Here is a 10883-nt window from a genome sequence, read left to right as displayed (position 1 = left end):
AGAATACAGTAATCAAACTCTTCTTCACGCTCACTTGTTAAGACAATTAACTTATCACCACTTTCAGTTACTGAGCTTACAGGTTCATTAAGATACTTCTTTTCAATATCTACCAAAGCCTTTTCAACATAGCTTCGACATCCATTTAATACAGTTCTCCATTGAGGCCGGTTGAAAATTTGTAGAAGACCATGGTTCATACTAAAGACTAGAAATGTATATGCTGGAAATAAAAGCATTTCACTCATTGGTGTAGACCAAATACAGCCACCCATTGGCAATAGGTACCACTTTTGAAAATCGTCACTATAGCCTTTATCTTTTAAGAGTTGTCCTAGTGTGATATCGAGATTGCCCTCACACTCAGCAAGGTATTCTTTAGAGTTTTTATTAAAGCGTAAGACTTCTTTTAGAAATCTATGGAACCTTGGACGAAATAGGTTTTTAAATTGCGCAAAGACTGTAAATAGGTTTGTTCCTGACCATATCAAGTTCTCACTCTTTCTCTCTACACTGAAGCTCATATCACTATTAAATGTTTCTACAGAGAGTTCAGAAAAGAAATCTATTAGGTTTGGGTAAGTTCTATCATTATGTACTAAAAAGCCCGTATCAACAGGAATGACTTTACCGTCGATATTAATATCCACAGTATTTGTATGTCCTCCAAAGTAGCTACCGGCCTCAAAGAGAGATACATCGTAACCAAGCTTATTAAGATAATACGCAGAGGATACTCCAGCAATACCTGAACCTATAATTGCGATCTTCTTCATCTACACCTCTGTTGAACCTTAGTATGTATTCTATTAGATAAAAGTTATTTAAATAACAACACACTCAGGACGATTAACTACTGACCCAATAGTAACATAATCAAAAGTTAAACAAAAGTAAAAAGAGCACATAGAGAGAATCAAACAGAACAGAAAAGTACAATAGTTTCAAACAGTTATGTAGAACTACAAAGAAAATGTGTAACTATTGATTAACTTTAAGTGAATATTTTGAACTAAGAGTGAAGTGAGGGCGGTAAAAACAAAAAAAGAGGCCTAGGCCTCTTTTAGAAATATTAGAATTTATGTATTACTTCGAACCAAGGATCATCGTAAATCGCACCGGCATTAACACCAAGGATCTCCTTACCTTCACGGTACTGATCCATAGCTAAGTCATATCTCTTTATAACAAGCTTCTTTAATTTATTAGCTACTATATCAAATTTTCTTTGGTCATAACTCTTATCAACTAAAGTCTTAAAAAGTACGACTCTATACTCTCTGATATCTTCTTCAATTTTAAGAATGTCAGCTCTATGTGATCTATATAGACCTAAGAATTGCTTCTTTTGAGTTTCAGAGATTTTAGCATTCTCAAGAACATTTCTCATCTTGTTGATAACTTCCTCATCACTTTGAACAACCCCAACAGACTCTCTATCCGCCTCAATAGACTTCTTAATTCTTGATGAGCATGATGCAAATAAAGTTAGTGCACTAAAAATAATTATTAAATTTTTCATAAAGACTCCTATTTAAAAATATATAGTCTATTTCTTGAGCTTAAAGCAGCAAGATAATTTTCTCCCATATCCAACTCACCGTGCACACCACTATAGGCGTGACCTAGTTGAAAATGGTCTTTAACTTCAAAACTAACGTCGTCTAGTAAGAGAATTTCTCCACCTACAGAACTAACAGCAAGTCCGGCCTTCCAAGGTACAATACTACTTACCGGAACTTTAGAGATATTGATGGTATTTTTTTTGATCAAGTCTTTATCTAGAACAACAATTTCACCAAATATCGTAGGCACTAGTAATTGATCTTTATGAACAATTGGCGCTCTTGAAACTTTATAAGGTAGCCTTCGTTGAATCTGCCCAGAGCTAGGGTCAATCATTACAAGATCACCATTAATAGATCCAGAGAGAATACTGTCCTTAAAAAGAGTTGGTGTAGAGTCAACATCTACAAACTTGTTTCCAGTCGAAAGTCTTCTCTCCCATAGAATTACACCCTCTTCTAGAGAAAATGCTCCTATTTGCCCATCTGCAAAACCAACATAGATCTTATCTTTATATACAAGTGGCCTAGATGCCCTTTGAATTGTTGTTAAGTATGGAACCGATCTCTTATAAGACCAAAGGATTTTACCAGTATTAACATCTAGACAGAATATTTTATGGTTTCTTGTATGAAAGATAATTCTGTCTTTATAGACAACACCTTGAGTTTCAATTGAAGCATCTAAATCAACAATATACTCGGCTTTCCCAGTTAAAGAGTGTCTTGCAAATATACGACCCTTTGCATTTCCGTAGATAACCCAGTCTTTATATATAACTGGCTTAGAGTGATAAGCTCCATCATCATACTTTGACCAAATCTCTTTGCCATTATCTAACTGATAGGCCTTCATGTAGCCTTGATTGTGACCGACATAAAGTATTCCATCATGGATAAGAGGAGAATTAAGGGCAATAGGAAGATTGCCCGTCTGATGAATAGGGTCTTGATTCTTATTCCAAGCTACTTTAAAAGCAGATTCTTTCTCTTTAACACCCTTAATATCTAAGTTCTTTAATGTAGAACAAGATGTGATTATAAGTGAAAGAGTTATTAAGATTAATTTATGCACTAAGACTCCATATCAGCTAAGTATAACTTCGCTAATTTTACAAATTCAGCTTGTCCAAGATTATCAATCACATATTGAAAATTTGTCTTCGCTTTAGCTTTCTCACCCTTCTTAAGGTAAAGCCTTCCAAGATCTAAGTAAGTCTTAGACTCCATTACTTTAATATTTGCTTTAACAATTGTTTCCAAGTTAGCTATAGCAAGATCAGTCTTTCCAAGATCTTCATTATTAACGGCCATTCTAGAATGAACGAAGTAAATAATATAAGGGTTAGATTGATCCTTAACTGTTTCTAATACCTTTAAAGAACTTTCTAAGTCACCTTGCTTAGTTAGTTCATCACTACTACTAATCGCTAATGGAGCTAGTCCAACAAACCCTTCAAGCTTAGCGGCCATTTCAAGGTATCCCTTAGTGTAGTCAGCAGGAGTCATTGTCTTTGCAACCAAAGCTCCTAAGTTTTTGTTCTTGTACTCATATACAACTGAACTAAGTTCATCATTTTTATTGCTGCTATAAACTGAATATCCACCCCAAGCAAAAACGCCAAGTATAAGGAGAATGACAAAACCAATTACAGAAGCTTTATTTCTTGAAATAAAAGTTCCTAATTCAGTTGCTTGTAATGCTTCATCTACAGGGTTATGTGGTGTTGTTGCTGTGGCCATAGTTACTTCCTTATCCTAATGGTCTGAGCAGTGCGCCGCACCGCCAAATATATTGTTACATATGTATTTTTAGAAATTTTAGAATTCTTGCCCTAAGTTGTCAAAAATAGAAAGAATGGTTTATGATAAAATATATGTTTATTTAACCTATTTGTGCAAGGAAGCATAATGAGAAGAACAATTATCTCCAAATTCATTCTTATTTCGTCACTTTTACTCATAAGTTCAGGTCTATTTGCCCATGACCGCATTGGGAGGCTTGGTATTGGAATGTCCAATCAGCTTAAGAATGATCTTCCTGCAATATCTTTCAAGATTCAAAATTCAAAGTCTACCGCCATCGGTGGTCTGGCTACAATTGATACAGATGAAAATAATGGCGGATGGGGCGCAGGATTTAAACTTTATAGAAATATATTTAAAGAGCCTCAGTTAAATTTTTATAGCGGCATTCTTGCAGCAGTAATAAATGAGAAGCAAGGTGCTGATAGCTCTAAGACTGGTTTTCAATTTGATTTAACAATGGGTAGTGAATTTAGTTTTACTGGCCTCTCTAGTATAGGTTTTAGTTTTGAATTCGGAGTTTCGTTTAATAAGATAAATGATTTTAGAATACAGACAGTCGGTGACTCATTCTTAGTGGCCGCAGCACACTTCTATTTATAAGGAAAAAATGTTTTTCAATAATTTAATTAAAATTTTAATTCTACTCTCTCTATCCTTTAATACTTTTGGACAGGTTGGAGTAAATGATGGCTTTAGCATTGAAGAGGAAGATCTAAACATTGGTGGGGATATATTTTCAAACTTCAATGAAGATATTGAAAGTAACCAAGTAATGGAAGATGAAAGATTTTATAGATACGGAAGATTCTTTACCTTCTCCTTTGCTTTAGGACTTACAACATTCACTGGCAATAGAGGAATCGTCTATGAAAATGAACATCCTAGCTACGGAATTCAATTAAGTATTTTTAAAGGATTTCAAACTGCAATATCTCTAGGAATTGGATTCTCAAGACACAATATGTACTTCGACCAAACAGATCTACAAGGATTTAATGGAGAGGCGCCAGGATTTGTTCAAGTGAGTCAGCTTAGAGTCTATAGTGGTTACAAATACTATATCGATACAGCAAACCTTGGAACTGCAATAACTTACTCAAACCCTTATTTCACTACTAGACTTGAATACTGGTATACAACAAATAAGTTCATAGACAATGAGAATATTGCCAATAGAAATGGCGGTGGACTTGGAGTTGGAATGGGTGGGGGCCTAGAGTTTCCAATAAAATTAAAAGAGTCTTACTTAGGTGTTGAGGTACTCTATCACAACGTAAATTTCTTTGATAAAAATACTGGCTCTTATAGAGAGGTTGTCGATGATCTCAATGGAGATGCTGTAACAACAATGGTATCGTACATCTGGAATTGGTAAGATCTTATCTACAAACTCTAATCAACTGTCTTTCAACAGCTTCTAAAACATACTTTGTATTTTCTGAGAGTTTAACTTCTGGCCTTTTATAATTAGATATAAAAGGTCTGCAACTCGACCAGTCCGGCATAACTTGTTCATAATCATATGAATCATTAGAAGAGATATATTTAAATACTTCTCTTGAAATTGAATTTAGTTGTGACTCAGAAATTAACTTCCTAGCAAAGAACTCAACAGAGAGGTCACTAGCAGTAAAGTAAGGGATCTGCCCTTTCGCAAGCGCTACTCCGGCCTTCTCGTCATCTTTATGATAAGGGTTATAAACAAGGTGGATAAATGTAGAAATTTTTCTCTTTGGAAAAGCATCTGTTACTGCCTTATAAGCAGCAACATCGTGCTCACCATTATCTCCGATAAGAATAATCTCATCATACTCTCCACCAGAGATAATCTCTTTAAGTGTATCGACTTTATACTCAAGAGTATCTTGACCAATCTCTTTACCGATAAAAGGCACTTGAGGAAAGTTAGACCTTGAAATGAACTCACGACCAAACAATTGTAAACGTCCAGTCGCGGCAGTCACATAGACTAAAGATCTTTCTTTTGAGTGATTAAGTCCTCTAAACTTTATACAAAACTTTTTTGCTTCTAGAGTAGTCTCCGCATCACAAAGAAAGTTATTAAAAAGTGCAGGCAGGCCAATAAAAGGATTAGTAGATCTTAGACCACCAAGCATATACCCTAATACATTTGTACGCTTTAGCGTATCATCAACATCAGATATAACGAGTGTCTTTGATTGAACACTCGTACTTAGTAATATAGTCAAAATAACTAGTAACTTCAAAGCCTACCCCTTTCTAGTCGTTCATTGCCATTGCCATCTTAGATTTCTTCATTCTATCTGCTAAGTCATTACCTGTTCTAAAAATAAGGTGAACTGGAGTGTTATATAACTTAAAACCAGATCTAATATTATTTACTAGGTATCTTCTATAATGCTCAGGTATCCCTTGAGACTTATTAGTAAACATTAAGAAAGTAGGAGGTCCAGATTTAATCATTGAAGTGTACTTCACCTTAAATCTCTTTGCTCCTTGGCTTTTAGCAATAACAGGATTTCTCTCAACAAGGTCGAAAACAAATCTATTAAGCTCACCAGTTGGGATACTCTTACTTCTTACTAAGATAGTCTTTTTAATAGACTCTCTAAGTTGCTTAAGGCCCTTGTTTTGTTTTGCTGAGATAGTAATAAGATCACAAAACCCAAGCCAAGGAACATCACGTCTTAAGTTCTCAAGCCATTCTCTCTTTGCCTTTTCATCTGGAAGTCTAGTCTTCATTAGATCCATCTTATTAAGTGCAACGATAACTGACTTACCTTTCTCAAGAGAAATATCAATTAGTCTTCTATCTTGATGTCCAATACCGTTTGTAGCATCAACCATCACAACAACAACATCTGACTCAGTAATACTTCTTAAAGATCTATATACAGATTGAGATTCAATGAAGCCATTTACAGTCTTCTGTCTTCTAATACCTGCAGTATCTATAATATGAATTGATCGCCAAAAACTACCTTCATCTTCTTCTGCACTCGCAGAGACTTCGACTGAAGCGTCATCTTCACTCTCTTCTTCACTTTCAAATACTTGCTCATAGTTTTTATCAAAAGACTTTTTCTCTAAGGCCTCTAGATCTTCAGTTACAAGAGTTGTTAGTTCGTAATCAATCTCAAAATGCTCCATACCAACATTCTTATCGTCGTCTTCTTCAATTGCGTAGGCATCTACCATCTTTTGAAAAACGTCAGCATTATTTCTTCTAAATTCTTCATATTGACGGAAAAGGAGTCCATCATTAGATGAGAAACCTTGATCTTCTTCAAGCACCTTTGCATCGTGACCAAAGTAGAGATCAAAGAACCCTTCAATTGGATCTACAGTCGTTCCAGCAATATCACTTACTAGAGCTCTCTCAGAACCTACAAGTAGATTTAAAAGAGTAGACTTACCAGCGTTTGGAGCTCCAATAAGAGCAATCTTAGAAACTACTTCCTCTCTAGGAGTAACACCCTTTGAGATCTCTGGAGCATTCTTTAGTGCTCCCTTTGCAAATTCGTGGGCCATTGTTTGGATCTTCTCTTTTAGAAGAGTAACCCCACGCCCGTGAGTTGCACTTGTAGTGAAAAGCTCATCTGAGTTTATTCCAAGTGAGTAAAAGTCTATCTCCTCACCTAATTGCTTATCTGAGTCATACTTATTTGCAACAACTAAGAAAGGCTTCTTTGTCGTTCTAATATAGTCGGCAATTGTGCTGTCAAAAGGAAGAGCACCTTCTCTTACATCGACAACAAATAAGACTAAATCAGACTCTTGAATCGCCATACGGGCGTGATCAGTCATAATGTTGAAGAACTTATTTGCATTTTCCTCTTCAACGTTCTTCCCTCTTTCATCTATTCTTTCAGGATAGAATCCACCAGTATCAACTAGAATAACGTCAGCTGGCTCAACAGTATGAAGATCATCGATTGTTGTGATTCCATAGTGTCTGTCTCTAGTTACACCAGGTTGATCATGAGTGATCGCTTTATGTTGTTTTTGCATTATTCGGTTAAAGAGAGAACTCTTCCCAACATTTGGTCTACCGATTAATGACACTACCATTGATCTGTTTTTCATATATATTTCCTATCTACTACGCCATACTCTGTTTGAATCTTTTGCTCTTGGCAAACCAAGCTCTTCTAAGATGAAGTTATTCTTAAACCACTTAGGAGAAACTTTTACGTGAAGGTTCAAGTGAACCTGTCCACCAATCATCGCTTCAATTTTCTTTCTTGAACGAGTACCGATCTCTTTAATCATTCCACCCTTTGTACCAACAACAATAGCTCTTTGAGAAGGACGGTTTACAAGAATTGATGCCGAAATATGAGATTTAACCTTAGGGTTTTCCTCACCGTGTTTTGGCTTCATATCTTTATATTCATCAATTACTACTGCAACTTCATAAGGAAGCTCAGCACTTAGAAGTTCAAATGCTTGCTCTCTGATATACTCAGTTGCAAAGAATCTCTGGTTTTTATTAGAAACTGAACCATCATCATAGAAGTGTGGACCAGGCTGAGCAGTATCAACGAGAAGCCCAGTAAGCTTATGCATATTTGTTCCATCTTTAGTTGAGATAACTATACCTTTTTCAATTTCAGGCATAATTTCTTGCATCTTGTCCATAACAAGACTTAGTGGAAGTTCTTGATAGTTTTCAACTCTGTCACACTTGTTAAAAATAACCCAAGTTTTTTCAAACTTGTCACTTTCCATATTATCTTTAAAGTCTTGCAATTGACCTAGAACAGGTCTTGTAAGATCAATTAAAAGTAAGTTTAAATCAGCACCATCAACACCTTCTCTCGCTTGCTCATTTAATCTCTTATTTAATTCTTGATTCCCTTTATGTAGACCCGGAGTATCAACTAAAACAACTTCAGTACGATCAACAGTAAATACACAGTGAATTTTATTTCTAGTTGTTTGTGCCTTACTTGTCACAACAGAAAGATCCATTCCTAGTAAGTAGTTTACTAGTGAACTCTTTCCAACATTAGGTGCTCCTAGAACGGCTACCATAATTGTCTTATTATCAGGGTGTTGATGCTCAATTAACATTTGTGCTCCTTTTAGCGTTTCTTTATTACTTATTTATTTTTTCAATTAATTTCTTAGCTAAGTCTTGCTCACCTTTCTTTTTTGAAGGGTACTCTCCACTCATTTCATATTTATCTGCAACTATCGCTCTGACTTCAAAAAGTCCACTCTCAAGCTGTACAGACTTGTACGTAGGAAGTGTCTTATAGAGCGCCATAGTTAATTCTTGTAACCTTGTCTTTCCATCAAATTCTTGAAGCTTATCTTGGTCAAAGAACTTCGTTTTATTTTTATTTTCGTAGCTATTAATAATACTGTTAAAGCTCACCTTTGCTGTCTCTAGTGAAGAGTCCTTATAGATAGCTCCAATTAAGCTTTCAAATACATCACAAAGAATTGAGCTTCTTCTATTGCCTTCATTTTGCACCTCACCCTTCCCAAGAAGAACAGCGCTCTCTAAAGAGATGAAGCTCGCAAGCTTTCCAAGTGTTTGTTCATTAACTAGAGAAGCCCTAAGCTTTGATAACTTGCCCTCTGCTAGCTCTGGAAATTTCTCTTGCAAAGTATCTGTCACGATTAGGCCAAGGACACTATCTCCAAGGAACTCTAAGCGCTCATAAGACTTCTTAGAATCACCCAGTTTTTCGTGGCCAAAAGACGAATGCGCTAACGCCTCAATGAGGAGTGAAGGATTCTTAAATGTGTGTGATATATTTTCTTGAAGAGTAAGAAGAATTTGGTGATCCCCTAATACATTATTTATATCAGAAAACTTAGCGAAACTATCGCTAGTATTTTCATGCATAAAAACAGCAGACAAAGTCTCGTTCGTATTAAAGGTCATCGGTTTCTCACTCATATTCAAATGTCGCCTATAGATAGCAAATAAGCTGATTGATTTCAATAGTTTTGAAGATATTAACGTAAATTCGTCTCAAAACTGGCTCAAATGTACTTTTTATAGGTGGTGTAGGATTACTAACACCAATAAAAAAACTCGACTCAAATAATTTTAATTACTTAAGTCGAGTATTTTATATGTAACTTGCTTTGACGTGTGTGGGTGTCAGGACAAGATTATATTAATTCCCCATCTGTGATACACACTCCTTTTGATTGTATGAACTGGTAGAAGATGCAACACATGCTTCAACGACGTCTGCAGGTACTTTCCCCTTACCAGCTAATTCAACACAAGAAGATGCATAAGTAGATGATGAGATCTTAGTACAAGCTTCAATTTGTCTCGCATTTGTCTGATTCTGACCTGCTTTCTCTACACATTCTGCAGCATAGTAAGAAGAGCTAATTTTTGTACATGCTTTAACACGCTTAGCATTTACCTCATACTTTCGAGCACTATTTATACAATTATTTGAATATGTCGAAGAGCTAATGCCTCCACAGGCCTTAACTGCTGCAGCTAAGTTGAAACCTGGCTGTCTTGGGTTTAGTTGATCTTGAAGGTCTTGAATATCTCTTCTTAAGTCTTGAATTTTATCGTTCTTTCTATCAACAGTATTTTCAAGCTTTGTAATTGTATTATTGGCAAGAGCTAAGTCTTCTTTTAACTTACGAACTTGAGCTCTATTTCCATTACGATTTCCATCTCTTTGACATTGGGCCAAGCTTGATTGAGAAGAAGATAATTGATTTCTAAGTGTTGCATTTTCTTCACTTAAAACTCTTACGCTTTGACGACAATTTTGAATTCTATTATTTCCAACAATACTTACATCAATATCAGCATTAAATCCTCTAGCACTTGTACTTAGAGATACCGTAGCGATAACCATTCCTAAAATAAGCTTTTTCATATTATTACCTTGTTAAATTTTTTGTGAGGCCAAAGTAACACATAGCACAAACATATCAATAGTAAATGAAAAATATACATATCCCTTATTGGACAACAGTGTTTGAGAAGGGATAGAATATGCGCATTAGTAATGGAGTATTAAAATGCAAAAAAATAGATCTTTTGAAAAGTTAGACTTAGATGAGCTACAAAGAGAGTTCTTCAGTAAATTAAAGTCTATGGGTAGAAGCCAGAACACTCTTAAAAACTATAAAACAGACCTTGATTGTTTCAATCACTACTTATTAAAGAATAATCAATATACAGATATTACTAACTTTGGAATCCCACAAGTTCAACTCTATGGAACTTATCTAGAAGAGAAATATAACTCTGACAATTCTAGAAGAAGAAGAGTTCAGGCCCTAAGAATATTTTTTGACTACCTCGTAGAACAGAATTTATTTGAAAGTAACCCTGTTAGAAAACTACCAACTTCGCCTAAGTTTTTAGATATTCCAAGACCTACCCCATTTATTGACGTAAAGACACTTTGGGTATCACTACTAGAAGAGACGACATCAAAGAACGAAATGCTTTCTTTAATAGCCAGAAGAAACCAGATTGTAATGTTACTCATTTTTGGAGCAGGACTTAAAGTTTCAGATTTAAGT

The 10883-nt window shown here is 35.4% G+C and carries 12 protein-coding genes; 3 read left to right on the top strand and 9 right to left on the bottom strand.

Features of this window, described 5'->3' with window-relative positions:
* The 4 genes from ABX784_RS13005 to ABX784_RS12990 form a co-directional block, all read right to left on the bottom strand.
* Window positions 1-776 (bottom strand): NAD(P)/FAD-dependent oxidoreductase (locus ABX784_RS13005; RefSeq protein ID WP_372655489.1); only part of this gene is annotated, 776 nt, incomplete at its 3' end.
* 296 nt (window positions 777-1072) lie between these two features.
* Window positions 1073-1522, bottom strand: coding sequence for a Spy/CpxP family protein refolding chaperone (locus ABX784_RS13000; RefSeq protein ID WP_372655488.1), 450 nt, complete (start codon window positions 1520-1522; stop codon window positions 1073-1075).
* 8 nt (window positions 1523-1530) lie between these two features.
* Window positions 1531-2640 (bottom strand): PQQ-binding-like beta-propeller repeat protein, encoded by a 1110-nt coding sequence (locus ABX784_RS12995; RefSeq protein ID WP_372655486.1) that lies wholly within the window; start codon window positions 2638-2640, stop codon window positions 1531-1533.
* A complete protein-coding gene (locus tag ABX784_RS12990) occupies window positions 2640-3308 on the bottom strand; it encodes a YfgM family protein (protein WP_372655485.1) in 669 nt (222 codons plus the stop codon). Before ABX784_RS12990 ends, ABX784_RS12995 begins: the two co-directional genes overlap by 1 nt.
* A 168-nt stretch (window positions 3309-3476) precedes the next feature.
* On the opposite strand from ABX784_RS12990, the gene ABX784_RS12985 reads away from it, so the two are divergent.
* On the top strand, window positions 3477-3974 hold the full coding sequence (locus ABX784_RS12985; RefSeq protein ID WP_372655484.1) for a hypothetical protein: 498 nt from the start codon (window positions 3477-3479) through the stop codon (window positions 3972-3974).
* A 7-nt stretch (window positions 3975-3981) separates the two neighbouring features.
* The gene (locus ABX784_RS12980; RefSeq protein ID WP_372655483.1) at window positions 3982-4749 is read left to right on the top strand and encodes a hypothetical protein; all 768 of its coding nucleotides are present in this window, start codon (window positions 3982-3984) and stop codon (window positions 4747-4749) included.
* A 4-nt stretch (window positions 4750-4753) separates the two neighbouring features.
* On the opposite strand, the gene ABX784_RS12975 is transcribed toward ABX784_RS12980, so the two are convergent.
* From ABX784_RS12975 to ABX784_RS12955, 5 genes are all read right to left on the bottom strand, one after another.
* Window positions 4754-5602: a phosphatase domain-containing protein gene (locus ABX784_RS12975; RefSeq protein WP_372655482.1), complete on the bottom strand. Its 849-nt coding sequence runs from the start codon at window positions 5600-5602 to the stop codon at window positions 4754-4756.
* Between the two features lie 13 nt (window positions 5603-5615).
* The gene (locus tag ABX784_RS12970) at window positions 5616-7442 is read right to left on the bottom strand and encodes a GTPase (protein WP_372655481.1); all 1827 of its coding nucleotides are present in this window, start codon (window positions 7440-7442) and stop codon (window positions 5616-5618) included.
* A 9-nt stretch (window positions 7443-7451) separates the two neighbouring features.
* Window positions 7452-8432 (bottom strand): GTPase Era, encoded by a 981-nt coding sequence (gene era / locus ABX784_RS12965; protein WP_372655480.1) that lies wholly within the window; start codon window positions 8430-8432, stop codon window positions 7452-7454.
* A 25-nt stretch (window positions 8433-8457) separates the two neighbouring features.
* Window positions 8458-9270 (bottom strand): ribonuclease III, encoded by an 813-nt coding sequence (gene rnc / locus ABX784_RS12960; protein WP_372655479.1) that lies wholly within the window; start codon window positions 9268-9270, stop codon window positions 8458-8460.
* A 223-nt stretch (window positions 9271-9493) separates the two neighbouring features.
* On the bottom strand, window positions 9494-10228 hold the full coding sequence (locus ABX784_RS12955; protein WP_372655478.1) for a hypothetical protein: 735 nt from the start codon (window positions 10226-10228) through the stop codon (window positions 9494-9496).
* A gap of 145 nt (window positions 10229-10373) precedes the next feature.
* Here ABX784_RS12955 and ABX784_RS12950 point away from each other — a divergent pair.
* Window positions 10374-10883, top strand: a 510-nt coding sequence (locus ABX784_RS12950; protein ID WP_372655477.1) for a tyrosine-type recombinase/integrase, incomplete at its 3' end; no start/stop codon positions are given.

Source organism: Halobacteriovorax sp. (assembly GCF_041587335.1).
GTDB lineage: Bacteria > Bdellovibrionota > Bacteriovoracia > Bacteriovoracales > Bacteriovoracaceae > Halobacteriovorax.
This window is presented reverse-complemented; position numbering and strand designations above follow the sequence as displayed.